The 19,426-nt window shown below is 42.1% G+C and carries 19 protein-coding genes and 1 riboswitch; of the genes, 8 read left to right on the forward strand and 11 right to left on the reverse strand.

Annotation, left to right across the window (positions count from 1 at the left end; genetic code table 11):
- Nucleotides 1-50: 50 nt before the first annotated feature.
- From PSU78_RS05150 to pal, 7 genes are all read right to left on the reverse strand, one after another.
- Nucleotides 51-797, reverse strand: a complete 747-nt coding sequence (locus PSU78_RS05150) for a cation:proton antiporter (RefSeq protein WP_300385256.1) — start codon at nucleotides 795-797, stop codon at nucleotides 51-53.
- A gap of 61 nt (nucleotides 798-858) precedes the next feature.
- Complete coding sequence (locus PSU78_RS05155; RefSeq protein WP_300385258.1) at nucleotides 859-1,350, reverse strand: MarR family transcriptional regulator; 492 nt, start codon at nucleotides 1,348-1,350, stop codon at nucleotides 859-861.
- A gap of 66 nt (nucleotides 1,351-1,416) precedes the next feature.
- Nucleotides 1,417-3,369, reverse strand: coding sequence for an amylosucrase (locus tag PSU78_RS05160; protein ID WP_300385261.1), 1,953 nt, complete (start codon nucleotides 3,367-3,369; stop codon nucleotides 1,417-1,419).
- Complete coding sequence (locus tag PSU78_RS05165) at nucleotides 3,362-5,560, reverse strand: HAD-IIB family hydrolase (protein ID WP_300385264.1); 2,199 nt, start codon at nucleotides 5,558-5,560, stop codon at nucleotides 3,362-3,364. Before PSU78_RS05165 ends, PSU78_RS05160 begins: the two co-directional genes overlap by 8 nt.
- A complete protein-coding gene (locus PSU78_RS05170; protein ID WP_300385334.1) occupies nucleotides 5,541-6,506 on the reverse strand; it encodes a carbohydrate kinase in 966 nt (321 codons plus the stop codon). Before PSU78_RS05170 ends, PSU78_RS05165 begins: the two co-directional genes overlap by 20 nt.
- Nucleotides 6,507-6,818: 312 nt before the next feature.
- On the reverse strand, nucleotides 6,819-8,132 hold the full coding sequence (locus PSU78_RS05175; protein ID WP_300385267.1) for a chloride channel protein: 1,314 nt from the start codon (nucleotides 8,130-8,132) through the stop codon (nucleotides 6,819-6,821).
- A 57-nt stretch (nucleotides 8,133-8,189) separates the two neighbouring features.
- Nucleotides 8,190-8,726 (reverse strand): peptidoglycan-associated lipoprotein Pal, encoded by a 537-nt coding sequence (pal, locus tag PSU78_RS05180; protein ID WP_300385270.1) that lies wholly within the window; start codon nucleotides 8,724-8,726, stop codon nucleotides 8,190-8,192.
- A gap of 190 nt (nucleotides 8,727-8,916) precedes the next feature.
- Here pal and PSU78_RS05185 point away from each other — a divergent pair, with 190 nt between their 5' ends.
- On the forward strand, nucleotides 8,917-9,150 hold the full coding sequence (locus PSU78_RS05185) for a sulfurtransferase TusA family protein (protein WP_300385273.1): 234 nt from the start codon (nucleotides 8,917-8,919) through the stop codon (nucleotides 9,148-9,150).
- Nucleotides 9,151-9,211: 61 nt separating this feature from the next.
- Here PSU78_RS05185 and PSU78_RS05190 read toward each other — a convergent pair whose 3' ends face one another.
- Nucleotides 9,212-9,766, reverse strand: coding sequence for a TetR/AcrR family transcriptional regulator (locus PSU78_RS05190; protein WP_300385275.1), 555 nt, complete (start codon nucleotides 9,764-9,766; stop codon nucleotides 9,212-9,214).
- A gap of 9 nt (nucleotides 9,767-9,775) precedes the next feature.
- Nucleotides 9,776-10,342: a hypothetical protein gene (locus PSU78_RS05195; RefSeq protein WP_300385278.1), complete on the reverse strand. Its 567-nt coding sequence runs from the start codon at nucleotides 10,340-10,342 to the stop codon at nucleotides 9,776-9,778.
- A gap of 386 nt (nucleotides 10,343-10,728) precedes the next feature.
- On the opposite strand from PSU78_RS05195, the gene PSU78_RS05200 reads away from it, so the two are divergent.
- From PSU78_RS05200 to PSU78_RS05225, 6 genes are read left to right on the forward strand one after another with little or no spacing between them, the layout of a single operon-like run.
- On the forward strand, nucleotides 10,729-11,790 hold the full coding sequence (locus PSU78_RS05200; protein WP_300385281.1) for a MoxR family ATPase: 1,062 nt from the start codon (nucleotides 10,729-10,731) through the stop codon (nucleotides 11,788-11,790).
- Nucleotides 11,787-12,647: a DUF58 domain-containing protein gene (locus PSU78_RS05205; RefSeq protein ID WP_300385283.1), complete on the forward strand. Its 861-nt coding sequence runs from the start codon at nucleotides 11,787-11,789 to the stop codon at nucleotides 12,645-12,647. The genes PSU78_RS05200 and PSU78_RS05205 overlap by 4 nt, the downstream gene beginning before the upstream one ends.
- A 51-nt stretch (nucleotides 12,648-12,698) precedes the next feature.
- Complete coding sequence (locus PSU78_RS05210; protein WP_300385286.1) at nucleotides 12,699-13,589, forward strand: nonribosomal peptide synthetase MxaA; 891 nt, start codon at nucleotides 12,699-12,701, stop codon at nucleotides 13,587-13,589.
- On the forward strand, nucleotides 13,589-14,560 hold the full coding sequence (locus PSU78_RS05215) for a vWA domain-containing protein (protein WP_300385289.1): 972 nt from the start codon (nucleotides 13,589-13,591) through the stop codon (nucleotides 14,558-14,560). The genes PSU78_RS05210 and PSU78_RS05215 overlap by 1 nt, the downstream gene beginning before the upstream one ends.
- A complete protein-coding gene (locus PSU78_RS05220) occupies nucleotides 14,554-15,090 on the forward strand; it encodes a hypothetical protein (RefSeq protein WP_300385292.1) in 537 nt (178 codons plus the stop codon). Before PSU78_RS05215 ends, PSU78_RS05220 begins: the two co-directional genes overlap by 7 nt.
- Nucleotides 15,087-16,055 (forward strand): VWA domain-containing protein, encoded by a 969-nt coding sequence (locus tag PSU78_RS05225; protein ID WP_300385295.1) that lies wholly within the window; start codon nucleotides 15,087-15,089, stop codon nucleotides 16,053-16,055. Before PSU78_RS05220 ends, PSU78_RS05225 begins: the two co-directional genes overlap by 4 nt.
- A gap of 83 nt (nucleotides 16,056-16,138) precedes the next feature.
- On the opposite strand, the gene PSU78_RS05230 is transcribed toward PSU78_RS05225, so the two are convergent.
- Nucleotides 16,139-17,404: an MFS transporter gene (locus PSU78_RS05230; RefSeq protein ID WP_300385298.1), complete on the reverse strand. Its 1,266-nt coding sequence runs from the start codon at nucleotides 17,402-17,404 to the stop codon at nucleotides 16,139-16,141.
- Nucleotides 17,405-17,504: 100 nt separating this feature from the next.
- Nucleotides 17,505-17,957, reverse strand: coding sequence for a MarR family winged helix-turn-helix transcriptional regulator (locus tag PSU78_RS05235; RefSeq protein WP_300385301.1), 453 nt, complete (start codon nucleotides 17,955-17,957; stop codon nucleotides 17,505-17,507).
- 303 nt (nucleotides 17,958-18,260) lie between these two features.
- Nucleotides 18,261-18,366, forward strand: a riboswitch (guanidine-I (ykkC/yxkD leader).
- A 54-nt stretch (nucleotides 18,367-18,420) separates the two neighbouring features.
- Here PSU78_RS05235 and PSU78_RS05240 point away from each other — a divergent pair.
- Nucleotides 18,421-19,422: an ABC transporter substrate-binding protein gene (locus PSU78_RS05240; protein ID WP_300385304.1), complete on the forward strand. Its 1,002-nt coding sequence runs from the start codon at nucleotides 18,421-18,423 to the stop codon at nucleotides 19,420-19,422.
- Nucleotides 19,423-19,426: the final 4 nt, after the last annotated feature.

Here is a 19,426-nt window from a genome sequence, read left to right on the forward strand (position 1 = left end):
AACAGGAAGAGCTTGTCTGAAGTGGTAGTGTCCACTTTATTCAACAGGGGTCAATGTGAATGACCACCTAAAAGATTAACTAGCGTATAAAAGTGCTCTGCTAGTTCAAATGCACCATAGCCTGTCATAATCAGCAGCATCATTTCGGCGATACGATTGTCTGTCGTTTTCATTAATAACAATCCGATATAGCCAACCACAATACCAACGGACAAAGAACCAAACACTACCGCAAGGCTAACCTCGGTAATATAAGTGCCTGTAATTTCTCCACCACCCAATGCATACAAGCCAACAAATACAAATACGATAAGTGCTGTCGCATCATTAAACAGACTCTCGCCTTCAGCAAGTATTTTTAAGTGATGCGGCAATTCAAATTTAGAAAATATACTGACCACGGAAACTGGATCAGTTGCTAGTACCATTGCAAACAGCACAATCACAGCCGCTAATGAGAGATGAACGTCGGCAAAGATAACCTTAGAAACGACCAAAGCCATGAGTACTGATAGCACCACAGCTACTATTGCAAGATAGAACAGGCTTAACCCATGTGCTTTGAGGTCAGATACTTTAAGCTCAAGCGAATCTGAAATAAGTAGGATAGGTAAAAGAAATATGACTAAGACGGCAAAGTGCTCAGCATCGCCAGTGAGAATAGGTATTTGCTCAAAGGCATAGTGCGCAAAAAAAGAGAGTGCAATTAAACCAAGTGGTGATGGTATTTTGAACTTATCTTCCAGCTGTAATGCAAAGTACAATATCCCAGCAATCATTAGTAAGGTGGTAATCATGTGCTAGAGAAATCCTATTGTATTTTTGATTGAGGTATAGCAGCGCCAGTAGTTTTAAAATCTAAGATTGACCGAGGGGTTCGAATGCACTCTCGTAGGATTTACCGTCCATTCCAACAATTAGTTGAGATAAGTGGTCATTAAGCGCTTGTAATGTTTCTGGATTCAAACGCATTAATGCATCTGGCAATACGCCTCGATAGGGCTGTGGCGCTTTGCTTAGAACCTCTTTTCCTAATTGCGTTAGCGAGAGATGAACAATGCGGCGATCTTCATGGTTTTTGGCTCTTATCACATAACCATCAGTGACTAGCTTCTCCATCAAATTGCTGGCCGTGGACTGATGAATGGACATCGCCTTAGATAAACCTGATACCGTTAAATCTTTAGTTTCGGCAATTTCAGCTAATGCCCATAATGAAGCACCACCAACGCCTGCAGCCTTTTCAACAGCGTGAAAATGCTTATTGGTAGACTTAAATATAATTCGGAATAATTTTAGCGTCTCTAACGCAGTATGATGAATGTCCGCGGATATAGTTGGTGTAGTCATAATGTTGCTGCGTCTTTTATCGTGAAATAGCAATTTTAGTAGGCATTAAAGTCATCATTTATTGAATCAAGTTTGAAACCAGAAAAAAGATAATGCAGGAATGATTATTGTCTCATTTAATAAGGGGAATGTTTCCCCTGTGTATAAATCTTGTACAGAAGCATGTTGAAAGAATCCCATGCGACGCATCGGGACTAAATCTAGCACTTGTGGCTTAATGTCAAAGTTGCCAACCACCAAAACTCTTGACTGTGCCAGGCTATAGTCAAATCGTGAAAACACGAAGAGATGAGCATTATCCACATTCAAGAGTTCTCGATTGTTTTTGTCGGCAAATGCAGTGACTGCTTTACGTACTGAAATCATTTTCTTAAGTGCGCTAAAAATTAGGTACTCAACGGTTCCTTGCTGGCTTCTTCTTGCAGCATTATCCCAATTCATTTTTGGACGATGCACCCAACGATTATCATTACTTTTTCTTTCGTCATTGAGATAGGCGTCATCATTCAGTGTCCCAATTGCATCACCATAGTAAAGTAGCGGTATTCCACCAAACGAAAGAATCATACTATGTAACAACAGTATGGTTTTAATTGCAGCATCGATTGCTTCACTGTCATTATTTTCCAAAGCACTTTCAAGGCCTGCTAGTGAAGCCAGTGCGCCAGAAATACGCGCATCACCAGTCTTTACATTTTCTCCGAAAGTGAGCCCTTTAGCATTAGAGTGCTCAAAGTTTCCAGTGAAATAATCAACCAAGAAACGTCTGTGTAATTTAGGGTCATACCCAGCATCTATAATATTGGCATCGCTAAAGCCCCAACCTATATCATCATGGCAACGTATGTAATTTAGCCAGGTTGCACGTTCCAGCTTCTCAGGAATGCTACGTATTCCTTTAGTAAGTAAAGCTGTTGATTTCGTTGCAGTTGCCTCCCATAGCAGCGCCATAAAAGTGGCATTGTAGGCAATTTCACATTCTTTGGCATTAATAGCATCTTCACCAAAATATTTTATAATTTCAGTAGGTGCGACAATGGCTTCTGCGATGAATAAAACCCCAGGGGCCGTGACCTGGCAGCAATCTTTCATCAACTGCAATATTTGGTGCGCTTCTCGCTCATTCTGGCAGCTGCTACCCATCTTTTTCCAGAGAAACGCAACAGCATCAAGCCTTAGGATATCTGCGCCGTGATTAGCCCAGAATAAAATGATATCCAGCATTTCAATAAACACCGCAGGGTTACGGTAATTTAGATCCCATTGATAGCGATTGAACACCGTCATGACCCATTTGCCCATTTCTTCGTTCCAAGTGAAGTTGCCTGGTGCAATTTCAGGGAATACTTCTGGCATGGACTCCTCAAACATGTCAGGCGTTTGCCTATCGTCATAGGTGAAGTAATAGTTTTGAAAGGCTTTATCGCCCTGACGTGCTTTTTGAGCCCACACATGTTCATCAGAAGTATGATTAACCACAACGTCCAACGTTAGTAGCATGTCTCTTTTTCTCAGATTAGCCGCTAAGTCATCAAGATCTTTTAGCGTCCCAAAACGCTTATCCACTTTACGGAAGTCTCTTACTGCATATCCACCATCACTTTCATCATCAGGGCAGTCACAAATGGGCATAATATGTACAAGATTAATCCCTAGATCCTGCAAATAATGTAATCGTGACTGCATGTCTTGCAAGCTATCAGCATAACCATCGCAATACAGCGCCATGCCTACCCACTTCTGGCTTAGAAACCAATTGTGATCTTTTTCACGCGCAAGATCAGTTTTCTTAAGATGTGAAGGTCGAACAATGTACTGACGTGCCATGGTTTCCACAAGATTTAGCATTTGTTTTTTGAAATCAGGTCGGTCTCCATATAAGGAAGTAAACAATGAGTGAATGGCGTAAAAGTTGGCCCCTAATCTCGTGTAGAAATGTTGCAGCTTCTGATTTTTTATCTCGGGCTTAAGTGCAATTAATATGTCATTCAGTAGAGAATGCGAGACTTGCTCATACATGATTTGAACCCTTTTCTTTCTTACTAGGTAGATTAAATCCACCGAACCCATAATGATCTAGCCCCTCTAGAATGCCTGCAGCATAGTAATTCTGCGCAAAATAAACCTGCTCCAATCCACGCAAAGGCTCTAGCTCAGAGCTGTGATTGCCCACCACAACGGCTAAGGTATCGCCCACAAGCATTTCGCTGTCATTACCTGAATCACCTGCAACTAGAAAGCTCTGCAAAGAAAGTCCCCATTTGTAAGCAAGGTATCGTATCGCATGTCCTTTTGAGGCTCGTATGGGCAAAATATCTAAAAACTCATTATGGGAATAGATGAGTTGTGCATGTAGTTTTAATTTGCGTAAATGACGATACATTTTTTCTAGAGGTGGCATCTTGTCTGGTGTTGCAATATAGCTCAGCTTGAATTCTCTTTGATTTTCTTGAGCCTGTAATTCAAGCCCCGGAAAAATAGACATCGCTTTCGCTAAATCATCACGACGCCATAAATGACGAATATGGTTTGCCCAACCAATATCTGGAAAGAGTTCCGGACCATAATTAATCTCACTCCCTACGGAGGTGATTAAAATGCTGGGTAATGGAACTCGATGCTTTTTCAGTATGTTGACCGCGCTTTCCAGTGAGCGTCCAGTCGCAACACCAAAACCTAAGGTACTCGAATTTTGTCTTAGCCAACTGGTTAGCTCTTCTAACTTTTTTTTGTCTCCGATAAGCGTATTATCAATATCACTGATCAACATCATTTTCACCAGTGGGATAGGGGACTTACCTGTGTTGAATGCCATTGCATGCTGTCTACGCATGCGCTTGCGATTTCTATGGAGTAATTGACTGACTTCCTTCATGTACTTTGTGACATGCGCGTCCCAACTATAGTGACGCTTAACATTGAGAATGCCGTTTTTAGCCCAAGTTTTCCATTGCTTTTTGTTTGATAACATCTGGTTCATTGCGGCTGCGATGTCATCGCTTTGCAGCGTATTCGCTAACAAGCCATTATGGCAATTAGCAACAATGTCTCTAGGGCCGCCATCATCTGGGGCAATAAAGGGTAAGCCGCTTGCTGCTGCCTCAATCAGTGTCAGACCAAATGGCTCTGTCATTGCGGGGTTAACAAATATGCCTTGTCGATGCGCAGCTAACCGATAAAGCTCAGGCATATCTTCTTGAGTGACATGTTTAGGAATCGCAACCTTCCCCCAAAGATCATATCGATCTATATCAAGCAAAAGGTCGTTCATCACAGCTTGCTGCGACTCTTCAAGGTCGCGTATATCTTCACGCACGCCAGCCACAATGACTAAATTGGCTTTTTCCTGTAATTGCTTGTTTTCGCCGTACGCGGCAACTAATCCTTTTAGATTTTTTCTTAGCACTGGACGTGAGATAGACAAAATCATGGGTTTGTTAGGCTGATGTAAAAAGCGGTCTATTCTTGCCTCGAGTAGCGGATTTATTTTTTTGCGTCCAAGCGGTGAAAATCGTGAGGTATCTGTTCCAGGCGGAATAATGGTGCAGCGTTGTGGTGCATGGTTTCTATACATCGCATATTGCTCGTCAATTTCTTGACGCGTGCTTGTCACTACCATTGACGCATACTGAATAACTTCTTCTTCTACGGCAATTCTATGCTCAAAATTAAACTGTCGTTCGATGGCGCCTTTCTTTCGACCACTTGCCAGTAGTCGCGATTGCTTGGGTCTGCCAAGTGAGTGGCCCGTGTGAACTAAAGGTATACCTAGTAACGTTGAAAGCTGCTTTCCAACATAGCCAGCATCTGCATAATGTGAGTGGATTAAATCTGGAAGTCGGCCTTGCTGCCTTAGAAAGTGCAGACATTTATCTACCATCTGATCTAGATGTGGCCACAACATTTCCTTACGAATGTATTTTTTGGGACCGCAGGGTAGTCGAATAATACGTGCTCCGCCTTCAATGACTTCTTCTGATTGAAGGTACTCTGAAGACAATAAAGGCTCCTCAATAAGCCTGGTTAGCAAGTCTACTTTCTCAACCTGATGATGCTTTGCCAGCGCTTTCGTCAACTCGACCACATACTTTGTTTGCCCGCCAGTGTCGGCATCCCGACCAAGCTCCATATCGTGAGATCGAATTAGACCATGTACACTAATCATGAGAATGTAGATGGAGTTCTCCCTGTCATTCGGTTGGTTTGCCATAAGCTTCTCCTTCCAAAAAAGGTAGATAGAAATCACTGCTATTTGGTACAGCACCTCTAATTCCACACAAGGCTGCTGCAAATACGCTGGCTCTAGTTAACATGACTTCGGGTAACCAGTTCTCAAGAATACCGAGTATGCAGACTGCAGCAAAACCATCTCCAGCGCCTACTGTATCAACCAAGCTTCCATTGAGATTAAAGCCTGATACTCTGGCTTCTTTACCTTCTTTAGAAAGCATCCACGCACCATCAGAACCACAGGTGACTATCAGGCATGTCAAATCGAACTTAGCAATCAAACTTAGGCCATGATCTTTAGCACTAAAGCCAGTAAGTTTTAGTAAGCCTGCTATCAACTTAAGCTCCTCTTCATTAATCTTGACTATATTGGCCCTTAATAAGGACCGCCTGATGATGTGCTTGTCATACCAAGGGTGACGTAAGTTAATGTCCAAAAATCGGGGACTTTTTGTATCACTCAAAAAAGTATCTAAAGCGAGTCTTGACTCCACACCTCTTTGCGCTAATGTGCCGTAATACACCATGTCTGGTTGCATCGCCATTGTGACTAAGTGCACGACTCCGGAATGAATATGGTCATATGCCTGTTCTGGAAGTATTTCAAAGCGGTGATTATTTTCATCCATATGAACAATCACTTGGCCTGTCGGCCGTATTTGATCACATTGCACACCTGAGTCATCCATACCAAGCCGAGCCATATCTGCAAGAAATTCATCTCGTAGTGGATCGTTTCCTGTTCTTGTAATCAATACTGGGTGCTGACCAAACGCCTGCAGATGGTTCGCAACATTGTACGGTGCGCCGCCAAGCACTGCTCGATCAGGAAATATGTCCGCTAGCATTTCACCAAATAATGCAATGGTATGTTTACTTGCCTTTGGTTTTGTTGACAGGTCTGACGCGTGCTTTTTTTGAATCATCAATCTATGTCCTCCAACTTCCTATTTTATTTTCAGCTATACCACTTTCATCTGCATTTAAACGACGCCATCAACTAAACAAAGCGCTCACAGGTGGTCAGCATGGCAAACGCAAACGCAAACGCAAACGCAAACGCAAACGCAAACTCAGGGTCTGCACTTAAATCTAATTTGTACAAATGTATTTGCACGAAACAAATGTTCCAATTTCTAGCTTCCATATATTAAGGTCTATAGAATTGATAGAGTATAGCTAATATGACTTTTTAAATTTAACGAATAAACTTAATCGGCTAGTGCGTAATCAATTATTTAATGACTCTTAATTTTATGTCCCTGTGCATCGGCTAGCGTCGAATAGAGGGGTTTACTAAACACTCTAGAAATAATAGACGCAATCATTGCAACTGCCATTAAACTGGTGACCATTTCATGGCCATCAATCATTTCCATAACAATAATGAATGAAGTTAACGGGGCTTGAGTGACCGCTGCTAGAAAGCCGGCCATACAAAGCGCATACACTGCTGTAGTTGAATGAAAATTACCTAGAAATGGTAATAAATCATTGCCAATTCCAGCTCCGATGGAAAGTGATGGGGCAAATATCCCACCAGGAACGCCACTCAGGTAAGTGAAAATGGTAGCTAAATACTTAATCGGTGCATATTGCCAAGTTTCGGCCATATCACCATGCAACATCTCACGTGTAAACATATACCCCGAACCATGTGCGGCTCCTGCACTAATAGCGCCTAATAATGCGACCATTAAGCCACAAAAGCCAGCCCACCAAAGTGGGTGCTTTTGACGAAGTATTCCTATGCGCCCCGTGAGTGCACCAGAAGACTCGATCAGTGTACGACTAAAAATGCCACCTAACACTCCACACACTAAACCGCAAATAATCACTGGCATAATAATTTTTCGATCAATGATGCCAACTGACAGCTGACCAAAGTAAGTGTAATTCCCTTGTAATGAAATCGACACTAGTCCAGACAATACAATTGCGGTAATTACAACCCCATTTGTTTTTTGCTCGAATCGTCTACCGAGCTCCTCAATTCCAAATACAATACCTGCTAATGGCGTATTAAACGCTGCTGAGATACCAGCCGCGCCACCCGCCAAAATAAGATGTCTAGGGTTCACTGAAAACCCCACAGGCAAGAAACGCCTAAAGGCATGCATGACACTAGCGCCAACCTGTACCGATGGTCCTTCCCTGCCTGCGGAAAAGCCTGCAAGTAATGCTCCAATACCTAACATTACTTTTCCGAAAGCAAGTTTAAGTGATACGAGCGTAGGGTGCGGATGATCGTCCATATGTAAGGCGGCAATCACCTGCGGTATGCCGCTTCCACCAGCACCTTTAAACCAACGGTTAGTTAACCAGACGATAAGCATCCCAGCCAAAGGCGTTAAAATCAGTGGTATCCACCAGTGAGATTTCTGCATACTAAAGAATAGTGAATTTGCATACTCCGTTGCCCATGCAAATAGCACGATTATAAAACCCGCCGTGGCTGCTGCTGTCCATACAACCAGCCTCCCACGCCATGCATCAAAATCAGCAAGCTTTGTGGTTCGTATCGCTAACATGATTTCCCGTATGGACAGCATATTGACTATTACCTTAGAGTAAAGATGGGGCTTTTAAAAAGCATTTAGCAATAGGATTTATTCCCCTGAGTAGACAATATCAGCTCTACGATTTTCAGCCCATGAAGCATCATCTTCACCAGTTGCTTTTGGCTTTTCCTCACCATTACTAATAGTTTCAATTTGCTTATCTTGAACACCAAGTAAATTAATCGTTTCTTTAACCGCAACTGCACGCTTTTGTCCCAAAGATAAGTTGTACTCTCGACTACCTCTGTCATCGGCATTACCTTCAATGCGAATACTTGCTTCAGGGTGGCTTGCTAGGTATTTGGCATGCGCCTCAAGCGTGGCTCGATATTCAGGCTTAACCATATACTGATCAAAATCAAAATAAACACTGCGCTTTGAAAGAATATTATTAGGATCTTTCAGTGGGTTTACTTCTGTTTTTGGTTCGGCGACTTCTGTTACTACTGTTGGCGAGGCAGGTGTCTTTGACTGAGCCTGAGTAGCTGGTTGGCTCGAAGCACTACTTGGCTCTTGTTTTACATGAGTCCCAGCACATGCCGACATCAGACCCAATAATATCAATGGTAAAAAAGACTTATTCATTCGATTTCTCCTTATAGTAATACGAAAATTATTAATACATTTGCACAAATGAATTATAGCAAATATAATTAAACAGTATTAAGTTTTTTGTTAGACGTTCAATATCAAGCTATTTTGACTGTTGATTAACACTAAGCATTAAGCAGTAAACAGTTGTATAAAATAAGAAATAATACAGAAGAGGAAGTTTATGACGAATAATTACGACATCATTCTTGATGCCACTGAATTTGATTGCCCAATGCCAACCATTCACACTAAGAATGCCCTTGACGGGATGACTGCAGGGCAAACGTTAAAACTATTAACAAGCAAAGAGGGAACAATTAAAAACATTCGCACATTCGTGGCAAACAATCCATATACGTTGCTTAGCGAATCAAAAGAAAAAGAGGGCTTTGTATTTATAATACAAAAACTCTAAAAATTCTTTTTTAATATAAAGATAAGCAGCAGAGTAATTTGGTTTGTTTAGCCCTGCGAGTTTAAATAGAGGCACGTATTAGTGTGATAGCGGCATTTTTTGCACGTTTAGCAGCACCTGAGCCTGGACTCAATCTTTCAACTAATGCGGCGCCTTCAAAAAGAATGGTGAGCTGTTGTCCTAGTGCTTCAGGGTCTTTAGCGCCTGCGGTGGCCGCAATCTTAGATAAGTAGCCTTGTAGCTCAACCGCTAAAACTGCTGAATATTGGTTGATTGGGTGATCTGGTTCTGGGAACTCTACTGCTGCGATATGAAATGGCAGACCATGGAATTCAGGCGTCATAATCCATTGCTCAACAAGCTCACAAAGAGAGATGAGAATCTCGAGTGAAGTGGTTTTTTTAGAGATAAGGCTTGAGTTTAGCCATTCATAAAATCTATCCGATTTTTCTCTAAGGTAAGAGGTAATCAGTAGATTCTTGCTAGGAAAGTGTTTGTAAAGCGTTGCTTTCGCAATTCCCGCCTCAGCAATGATGGTATCAACACCAGAAGCTTGAATGCCACGTGATTCAAATAGATTAGTTGCAGTTGCTAGTATTTTGTCGCGCATTTTCATATTCGTTCCTTATAACCTATTACCAGCAGAAGCTACAGGATGCATAAGCTCTTGTGGGTATAGGCAATTAACGTAACCTAAAGCAAGTCTTAGGTTTTCTACGTGCTGTACTTCAACAATCCCTTTATTCACAAACAGTAAAAAGGCTTGCCTTTGTTCTGGCGGAAGCATTGCCGCTTGCGGTAGCTGGCAAGTACCGCTTTGCATCTTGGTATAGGCGAGTAATAGCGTACTCATAGTGACTGGGTCCGTAGCGCTCGCCACAGTTTCTGTCGGTAATATCTGCGCTGTATCGTCAAGATGGTGCGTTTGAGGGTTAGGTACTGTTATTAGACTGAGGCAAATTAAAATAGCTGCAGCGATAAGTCCTAAGGAAAATAAACGTTTATCTTTTTGAGCGCTCAAGAAGCTTTGTATCGATTTATTCACTAATACCCATGCTTTATCAGAACCAGTCTGTGATTGAGTCTGTACTGCACCTATCGCTAAAAAAACTAGTTGGTCATAGATGACTTCAGGGTAATTGACTGAGGCTTTGTTGATAGCAGCTTGAATCAACTCTTTCAGTGCATTCATGTCCTCAAGCGTTAATTCCAGGGATTGCCCACTTGCATTCTTTTTAGAAGATCTTTCTAAATTCCAATGGTTCAATTGGCTGGAAAGCCTCAGTAGGTGTGTGTTTGAGGTACTTTTGTAGAAGGTTAAGCTTTTTAAAAAGTTTAATGAACTTAGATATCCTAAGTTCAAAACTTTCAGACTCTCAGTTTGAAAACTATGAGTTTGGTTCAATGTAAATTACCCCTAAAAATTTACTTGCATATTTCAGAACTCTTCAAGTAGACTGTAAATAAATGAACAGACCTGTCTGAATATTACCTTAACATTTAATAAAAAGCAATCGCAAAGAAACAACTGCAAAAACTGAACGAACCCTTTAAAGTTTATTTTACATAGGATTATATATGCATATAGCAACTCACGATATTCAGCTGGCCGATTGGCGCAGCCACGCATTAAAGCTGGAAAATGAAGTGCAGAAAGTCATTGTTGGGCAAGATAAAGCCATACGATTGATGAATATTGCCATATTTGCACGTGGCCATGTGTTGTTGGAAGGTGGTGTTGGTGTAGGTAAAACGACCTTGCTGCAGTCTATCGCTAGATGTATCGGTGGCGCTTATGAGCGTATTGAAGGCACTGTTGACTTAATGCCTAATGATCTAATCTACCACACTTACTTAGGTGAAGATGGCAGGCCAAAAATTGATGAAGGTCCGTTGTTACGCGCAGGTGAAAATTTATCTGTGTTTTTCTTTAATGAAATCAACCGCGCGCGTCCGCAAGTGCATGCACTGATGTTGCGTGTGATGGCTGAGCGTCATATTAGCGCTTTCAAAAAAGAATATCGTTTGCCGCACATGGTGGTCTTTGCAGACCGTAACCAAGTTGAAAAAAATGAGACTTTTGAAATTCCATCGGCAGCGCGAGACCGCTTTATGATGGAAATACCAATTGATATTCCTGAAGATAGAACGCTGCGTAAAGCCCTCATGTTTGATGTGAAATTTCAACATGCAGAAAGCCTGACTAAACAAGTTGAGTCAAGTGTGCTGCAATTTGACCAGTTGAACGCTTTCTCAGATGTGCTGCAAAGCCACATAAAATCGAGTGACGTGCTTGAAGAATATGCGTTGGACTTGTGGGAATCTACGCAAAACCCAGAAAAATTTGGCATTAAACTTGATAGCGTTGATGTGAATCGTTTAATACATACTGGCGCTAGTCCGCGTGGTATGGGAATGTTGCTCAAAGCTGCTCGTGTCCATGCTTGGCTAATGAACCGCGACAGTTTGTACCCTGAAGATATTCATGCGGTATTTCATGAGTTAATTGCGCACAGATTGGTGTTCAACACTATGTATGAAAACCGCAGAACGCAGTTAGCACGTGAGTTAACTACGCAGATTCTGAGTACGGTAGCCGTGCCTTCGCAAGCTAAATCAGCTCAAGTAAAAGTAGCATGATTCCAGCTTACGCTAAGCCGTTTTACTACCAAGTCCCTTGGAAGTCTAGCAGCATTCATTTTGGTGAACACCGCGGCACTCAGCGTGGTTTAGGTTTTGAGTTTAAAGGCAATGTGCCTTTGATTGATTACCCCGATGCCAGGCGTGTGGACTTACGCCAAACGCTGCGTGACCCCTATGAGCAAGTGCAAGTGAAGTTGTTTAATCAAGACAATACCACGCCAATTTTTGCTGTTTGTGATTTATCTAGCTCTATGCAGTTTAAAGGGCAGGGGCGAAAGCTAGATCTAGCAAAAGAAATTGCAGTCTCTATTGCCTATTCAGCCTTTGAGAAGAGTGATGTGTTTAGTCTGATTGCCTATAACAAACATGTTATAGATGACTTGACACTTAGTTTAAGCCATCACGTGCATCAGTCATTTGAAGTGATTGCGCAGCTTGGCGAATACAAAAAGATGCGCGTTGGCTCTGAAGGCATACTCGAAGTGCCAGAGTATTTAAGCCAGAACAGAGGTTTGGTGTTTTGGATTTCAGACTTTCACATGCCAATGCCTATGATTGAGCAGGCTTTAAATGCGATGTCTGCACACCAAGTGATTCCTATCGTAATGTGGGATGAGCATGAATACAAAAAACTACCTAAGTTTGGTTTTGGCAACATGATCGACCCTGAAACTGGTTTGAATAGAACCATTTTCTTTCGTGAGGCAATCCGAGTGCAGTTTGAGGAAGCTTTTGCAGAAAGAAAACAAGCGTTAGAGGCATTATTTACACGTTTTGATAGTCAGGCGATTTATATCAGCGGCGAGTATGACCCAGATGTCATGTCACATTATTTTGAACAGATGATGGCTTAAATGAAGAGAGTTATGAAAAATTCAATATTAAACTTAATATTAAAATCAATCATGAAGTTATTGATGGTTGTCAGTTTTTCGCTGTTTGCATCGCTATCATTTGGGCAAGTAACAGATGTCAAGATACTAAGCACCATTAACCCACCAACCAGTAACAACATACAAATGGGCGATGTGCTAAATCGTAGCATTGAGGTTGAAGTAGATAGCGCGTATCAATTACCTAAAACTTCATTCCCGATGAAAAGCGAGAGTAGGAATGGCATTGAGCTGCGCGATATTAACGTGCAGGCTTCTAAAGCCAGTGGTAAAACTATTTATAAAATCACGCTGAGTTATCAAGTATTTGTCAGCGCCGCCAAGCCTGTTGTCATGCAACTCCCAGACGAGCATCTGGCGCTTACGGGCGGTGCTAAAGCGCTTTCGATAGACATTCCTGCATGGAAATTTTGGTATACGCCATTAGTATCAGAAGGCGTGACTAACGCAAAAGATAACATGCAGCCACAATCCAAGCCTGAATTAGTGGATGTCAATGTGCACCGTACTAGACTTTGGGCGGCGTTAGCTTTGCTAGTGATAGGTTTGCTTGGTCTTGTTTATGTGAATGCGGATAAGCGTTGGTTACCCTTTATGAATGGTGCATTTGCCCAAGCGCATCGCAACATTAAAAAGCTAGGACACGATCAAGCCGCAAACAAGAGTGCCTTGATGCATATGCATCAAGCATTTAATCAGACTTATGGTGCCAACCTCTTTGCCAACCAGCTAGAACAGTTTTTATTAGCTAATCCGAAATTCTTGAAAATGAAACAGGAAATTACTCAATTTTTTGAGCAATCGAATGCGGCATTATTTGCTAATCAATCTAAAGATGCTACCCAATTACAACAACTTAAAACACTCAGCAAGCGCTTAAGAGATTGCGAGCGAGGTATTTAATGACGCTATTGCAACCATGGGCACTATTGTTACTTCCACTGATAGTGACGCCATTTGTATTTAAAAGCCATCAAGGGCAAATGTATTCATGGCTTGAAATCGTGCCCAATGACCGTGTTTCAGAAATCGCAAACTTGGTTGTAAAGGGCATTACCGCATGCATTTTATTGAGCATTATTTTGGCCCTAGCTTCGCCGCAAGGGGCTAGCAAAACAGAGCAAAAGGTAGGTAAAGGCGCACAAACGGTTTTAGTCATAGACCGAAGCGTGAGTATGGATCATCCCTTTGCAGGGCAAACCACCAGTGGCCGAGCGGCAGAAATTAAATCAGCCGCCGCACGTAGATTGATTACCGATTTCATTGATTCACGGCCAGTCGACATGATGGGCGTGGTAGGTTTTACTAACTCTGCGCTATATGGCATGAAAATCACGACGAACCGTGATGCCATTCATGCTGCAATTAATGCAGCAACGGGCTCGGCACTGAATCAAACCAACATTGGCGCGGGGCTTACTGAAGCGGTGAGTTTGTTCGATAGCATTCAAAGCTCTGGTTCACGCGCAGTGATATTGCTTTCAGATGGGGCTGGTAAGCTAAGTCCGCGTGTTAAGTTTAAAATATCACAATACTTTATTGGCAAAAAGTTGAATCTCTACTGGATTGTATTGCGCGAGCCAGATGACATCAGCATTTTCACCAAAGAGACTTACAGCGAAGATAGATTGCCTGATTCAATAGTGTTGGATCAATTTTTCAAATCACTCAAAATCAAATATAAGGCCTTTGAGGCGGATAACCCAACAGCGTTGCAGTCAGCCTTGCAATTTATCGACGCTAAAGAGAAAACGATGATTCAGTATACGGTGCGTATTCCTGGTCATGATTATTCAAATAATCTTATCGTGCTTGCGTTGGTATTAAGTCTGCTGATATTAGTCATTAAAAACCTAAAGGTACACTCATGGTAAAACTTATTAAAAATAGCAATGTGATATTTGGGGCGCTTCTCGTCACGGGCTTATTAGGCGCTGGCTATGAGGCTTATCAAATTCACCACATCTCAAAAGTGAATAAGGTCATAGCCGCTAGGCAATTAGTGACAGACGATGCTTATCCTTATTTGCAAAAATTTACCGCCGCCTATGACCAAGGCAATAAAAAAGACTATAAACACGCCGTACAAACTTACGGACAACTTTTAGAGACGCAGCCATCACCACATGAGCAGGCGAAAATTCAATACAACATTGGTAACAATCTGTTTGTATTTGGTTTGATTCGAAGAATTAATGATGACGGTACGCTACAAGATGAAGCGCGCTACGCTTACACTCAAGCAAAAATGGCTTATGAGCAATCATTGCGAATTGATCCGCAAGACCGAGCTGCAAAATTTAATCTGAGCCTATTGCATTCTGTGATGGCAAATAATATGAAGGCGGCTCCCAAAGACCAATCCACGATGGAGCTTAGCAACTTACCGATAGGTTTGCCATGAAAAAGATACTGCCATTTTTGCAAGATAACCATGAAACGCTGCTTTATGTGGCGGCGTTTAGTTTGTTATTGTTAGCGCTACTTAAGCCAGATATTCAACTAAAGCAAGAAGTGCATAATTATTTATTGGTTGCGGATGTGTCACAAAGTATGAATGCCGAAGATGAAAAGTTGAATAATCAGCCAGTCAGCCGATTAGCTTACACACGACAGCTCATGAAGAAAGTCGTGCAATCATCACCTTGCGGCACTTATTTTAGTGTGGGTATTTTCGCATCAGATAATGTTGCTTTGCTGATTACACCGCTTGAAGTGTGCACGAATCTAGATGTGATTACGGATTCGATAGACCATTTAGAGTGGCGCATGGCTTGGAAAGGAAATAGCCGTTTAAGTTTTGGCGTACGCGCTGCGGCGAATACTTTCGACTCGTTAAACGTGCCTGCGCAGATGCTATTTTTTACCGATGGCGATGAAGCACCAAGAGTTAATGTGACTATTAAGCAAGATTTGAGTGGCATTCAAATAGGCAAAAACTTCGTATTTGTGGGCGTAGGTGGCAATACCAAAGTTGGCGTTCCTAGATTTAACTCAGCGAATAAGCGCGTAGGCTACTGGCCAATTAGCGACAACAACAATGCCGGGGCAGTAGGCGTGACTTACTCTGACCCTAGCCAAGATGAGCCTGATCCATCTGTAGCCTCTGCGGAGTATGATCGTTTCTTATCACAGCTTGAGGAGGATTATTTAAGCTTGCTAGCAGGGGAGATTAAGGCTAAATATATCAAAGGTCAGGACAACTCAGCATTCTATGATTTTGTGCAAAAACAAAAAACAGCAGCGAGTTTTGTGACAGCTTATTCTATGAGATGGGCCTACTTACTTTTGGCAATACTGTTAATTCTATTAACCTTTATACCGAATATTCTAGCGAGATTAGCTTTGGGAGTTAGGTTTAAATTTTGAATTCAAATAAGTGATGTTTAAGCATCACTTATTTGAAAGCGGTTTTTTAACGCATCACCTAAACGTGCCTAAAATGCAGAAGCTTAACTCTTTGCTGTAACTGCCTCAGGCATAAGCTGACTGCGCTTCTGGATATCTTGTTGAATAAACCATGCCAAAACGGCGGTCACTATTGTCGTACCGACAACGATATAGCCGATCCAAGCGAAATGCTGTAGTTTGCCGTCGGCCCCTAGCGAGACAATATGACCCGCTAACACTGAGGCAAATCCACCCGCAAACTGTTGAATAGAAGCACTGACTGCATTAAATGAACCGCGCTTAGTCTGTTCTGGAACTGAGGTGACTAAAGCCTGAAACGGAATCATCCGTGAGAATATGCCGATAAACATTAATACGTTCACGATGATGACCGTCGTGAATGGCACTGTGTCTAAATGGGTGTAGACCATCACCATGATCATGGTGACGACGCTGCCCACCATAAACACTGGAATTTTGCCAAATGCATCCGCTGCTTTACCGACTAAGGGCCCAACAAATATGGTACATAAGCCAGTGATTAAATAAATTGTCGGCAAGTGCTCAATACTCACTCCCAAGTTATTGACTGTGAATACACTGCTAAAAGGCATCAGCATAAATCCACCTGTCGTTAGTAATGCTGTTGTGGCAAAGGCTGTTAAATGGCGAGGGTCAGAAACGGTGTTTAGCAAGTGTGTAAATGCACTATGCTCTTGAGGCGCTTTGAGATGCTCTACAACGGGTTGCATACGCCAAAAAATGATGATTCCTCCTATGACACCGAACGCTGCCATGGCTAAAAAAGGCGCGTGCCAAGTCCACCGATTTGATAGGTAAAGACCAATAGGTAATCCTAAGATCTGGCTTGCCGCAAACGCGGTTTGAATGACGCCCATGACACGACCGCGTACTTGTGGTGCGAAAAGGTCCGTAGCAATCGCCAGAACAACTGAACCGATCACGCCACCGAAGATACCTGTCACGATACGCGCTAGCAACAACATTGGAAAAGTTTGGGCTAGCCCACACCATAAGGTAGCTAAGACAAAGCCAATATAAAATACCAATAATATTTTCTTACGATCGTAACGGTCGGCAAATCCTGCCATCAATAGACCGCTGATACCTGCACTAAATGCATAGGCTGAAACGATCAGGCCAAACTGACGTGGGCTAATTTCCATAGCGGGCATAATTAGCGCCCCGAGCGGCGACATAATCATAAAATCTAAAATGACGGAAAACTGTAAAAACGCTAACAGCCCCACTACAAAGGTTTGATAAGCGGTAAATTTTGGTTTTTCTTGTACGTCAGTTTGAGTCATAGCTTGATAATCAATTCGTAAAATATTGTTCGCTTATAAAGCGTAAGTGATCTATATGATGAAATAGACCACAGGTTTTAAAAACTTTGCTAGCGCTTGATTAGCACCTGCCATCGCCTACATTGCTAATCAAGCGGTGCAGCAAAGTGACTAGCTGCTCTATTTCAGTGTCATTAAAACCTACCAATGCATCTTGATTGCCTTGGGATAGAATGGTTCGAACAGGAGAGAGTAAACTAGTCGCATTATCAGTCAGTGAAATAAGACTGCTTCTCCCATCTTTCGGGTCAGCTTCTCGATGAATAAGACCATCGCGTTCCATACGAGCAAGCAGCTGTGCCATACTTGGCTGTTCAACATTGGCTAATTGAGCCAACTCTTTTTGTGTCAGCTGTGTGCCATCTTTTAAAGCCACAAGCACAGGAAACTGGCTAGTGCTGATACCAATATCTCGCAATTTTGCATCAGCCCTTCGCGCAAGCGCTCTTGCTGCGTGTGAGATTAGTATTGAGGGCATTGTTTTCGGTTGCCAGTGTTCTGATGATCCAGACATTTATTTACTATCCTGTTTAAAGATAACTACATTATATAGGCTCCTATTCAATATGTATAGGAGCCTATATATTATTTAAATAAAACATCATGCCGTACTATTTAAGTCAAATTAAATAGTGCAATTATCATTATTTAGCACCATGTTGGTGCTAAATTCTGTGGCTCACAATATTGTTCATATAATAAAAAATTAATAACAATATGATTTATATAGATAATTATTGTTTTTCAGTAGCTGGCATGTTGATTGCTTTGTACTGAACAGCGAGAAAGCGGTGAGTTTTATTAACCGCTAAAGTTTCAAAAAGATGACTAGGGTTCCGGCTTTGATTTATTTAAAGTGTCTGGTCCGAGAGTTGTCGGCCAATAAACATGTGGCTACACGGAGGGATAAAAGCCCGGGAGGATGCGTTTTTTATAAATGCCGCCTTCTCGACTTTTTACCAACCTAGGAGCCAGCCATGCACTCTACAAGTTTTATTAAACGTTTTTCTGCACGTACTGTATTAACTGCCACTGCATTTACCGCATCTCTACTATTCACAAATCTATCAAACGCTGCCGCGCCTCTAAAGGTTGGCTATAGCGATTGGCCAGGTTGGGTCGCATGGCAAGTTGCGATTGACAAGGGCTGGTTTAAAGAAGCTGGTGTAGACGTTCAATTCGAGTGGTTTGATTACGTTGCCTCTATGGATGCTTTTGCTGCAGGAAAAATTGACGGCGTGACTGTTACCAATGGTGATGCGCTGGTGACTGGTTCAGGCGGCGCTAAAAATGTCATGATTCTTTTGACCGATTACTCTAACGGTAACGACATGATTGTCGCTAAACAGGGCATCAAAACGCTAAAAGACTTAAAAGGCAAAAAAATTGGTTTGGAAACTGGCTTTGTTGAGCATCTATTATTACTCAATGGCTTAGAAAAAATTGGCATGAAAGAGTCTGATGTCACTATTGTCAATACCAAAACCAATGAAACACCGCAGGCATTAGCTTCAGGCGACTTATCTGCTATCGGCGCATGGCAACCAAACTCAGGTGAAGCGATGAGTCGTGTGCCTGGAGCTAAACCAATCTATACCTCTGCAGATGAGCCTGGTCTTATTTATGACGTATTAACCGTAAGCCCAACCAGTTTATCTAGCCGTAAAGCTGACTGGAAAAAAGTCGTTAAAGTATGGGACAAAGTGGTGATGTACATCAATGACCCTAAAACTCAGCCAGATGCAGTAAAAATCATGGCAGCCCGCGTCGGTATTAAACCAGAAGCCTATTTACCTTTATTAAAAGGCACTAAATTACTTAGCCTAGAAGAAGGTAAAAAGGTATTCGTTAAGGCGCCAGGCTTTAAATCTTTATACGGCTCTTCAAAAATCTCTGACGACTTCAATGTGAAATATGGCGTGTACAAAAAACCTATGGATATTCAAAAAGCTATTGACCCATCCTTGCTAGCTAAATAGTTTG

The organism is Methylotenera sp. (assembly GCF_029945705.1).
Taxonomy (GTDB): domain Bacteria; phylum Pseudomonadota; class Gammaproteobacteria; order Burkholderiales; family Methylophilaceae; genus Methylotenera.

What these genes read in the sequence shown, in the direction of transcription:
- PSU78_RS05195 (WP_300385278.1), bottom strand. Translation starts at nt 10,342, where the DNA reads ATGAATGCACTGAAAGAGTTGATTCAAGCTGCTATCAACAAAGCCTCA.
- PSU78_RS05220 (WP_300385292.1), top strand. Translation starts at nt 14,554, where the DNA reads ATGGTAAAACTTATTAAAAATAGCAATGTGATATTTGGGGCGCTTCTC.
- pal (WP_300385270.1), bottom strand. Translation starts at nt 8,726, where the DNA reads ATGAATAAGTCTTTTTTACCATTGATATTATTGGGTCTGATGTCGGCA.
- PSU78_RS05150 (WP_300385256.1), bottom strand. Translation starts at nt 797, where the DNA reads ATGATTACCACCTTACTAATGATTGCTGGGATATTGTACTTTGCATTA.
- PSU78_RS05235 (WP_300385301.1), bottom strand. Translation starts at nt 17,957, where the DNA reads ATGTCTGGATCATCAGAACACTGGCAACCGAAAACAATGCCCTCAATA.
- PSU78_RS05170 (WP_300385334.1), bottom strand. Translation starts at nt 6,506, where the DNA reads ATGATTCAAAAAAAGCACGCGTCAGACCTGTCAACAAAACCAAAGGCA.
- PSU78_RS05205 (WP_300385283.1), top strand. Translation starts at nt 11,787, where the DNA reads ATGATTCCAGCTTACGCTAAGCCGTTTTACTACCAAGTCCCTTGGAAG.
- PSU78_RS05215 (WP_300385289.1), top strand. Translation starts at nt 13,589, where the DNA reads ATGACGCTATTGCAACCATGGGCACTATTGTTACTTCCACTGATAGTG.
- PSU78_RS05240 (WP_300385304.1), top strand. Translation starts at nt 18,421, where the DNA reads ATGCACTCTACAAGTTTTATTAAACGTTTTTCTGCACGTACTGTATTA.
- PSU78_RS05185 (WP_300385273.1), top strand. Translation starts at nt 8,917, where the DNA reads ATGACGAATAATTACGACATCATTCTTGATGCCACTGAATTTGATTGC.
- PSU78_RS05200 (WP_300385281.1), top strand. Translation starts at nt 10,729, where the DNA reads ATGCATATAGCAACTCACGATATTCAGCTGGCCGATTGGCGCAGCCAC.
- PSU78_RS05230 (WP_300385298.1), bottom strand. Translation starts at nt 17,404, where the DNA reads ATGACTCAAACTGACGTACAAGAAAAACCAAAATTTACCGCTTATCAA.
- PSU78_RS05155 (WP_300385258.1), bottom strand. Translation starts at nt 1,350, where the DNA reads ATGACTACACCAACTATATCCGCGGACATTCATCATACTGCGTTAGAG.
- PSU78_RS05175 (WP_300385267.1), bottom strand. Translation starts at nt 8,132, where the DNA reads ATGCTGTCCATACGGGAAATCATGTTAGCGATACGAACCACAAAGCTT.
- PSU78_RS05225 (WP_300385295.1), top strand. Translation starts at nt 15,087, where the DNA reads ATGAAAAAGATACTGCCATTTTTGCAAGATAACCATGAAACGCTGCTT.
- PSU78_RS05210 (WP_300385286.1), top strand. Translation starts at nt 12,699, where the DNA reads ATGAAGTTATTGATGGTTGTCAGTTTTTCGCTGTTTGCATCGCTATCA.
- PSU78_RS05190 (WP_300385275.1), bottom strand. Translation starts at nt 9,766, where the DNA reads ATGAAAATGCGCGACAAAATACTAGCAACTGCAACTAATCTATTTGAA.
- PSU78_RS05160 (WP_300385261.1), bottom strand. Translation starts at nt 3,369, where the DNA reads ATGTATGAGCAAGTCTCGCATTCTCTACTGAATGACATATTAATTGCA.
- PSU78_RS05165 (WP_300385264.1), bottom strand. Translation starts at nt 5,560, where the DNA reads ATGGCAAACCAACCGAATGACAGGGAGAACTCCATCTACATTCTCATG.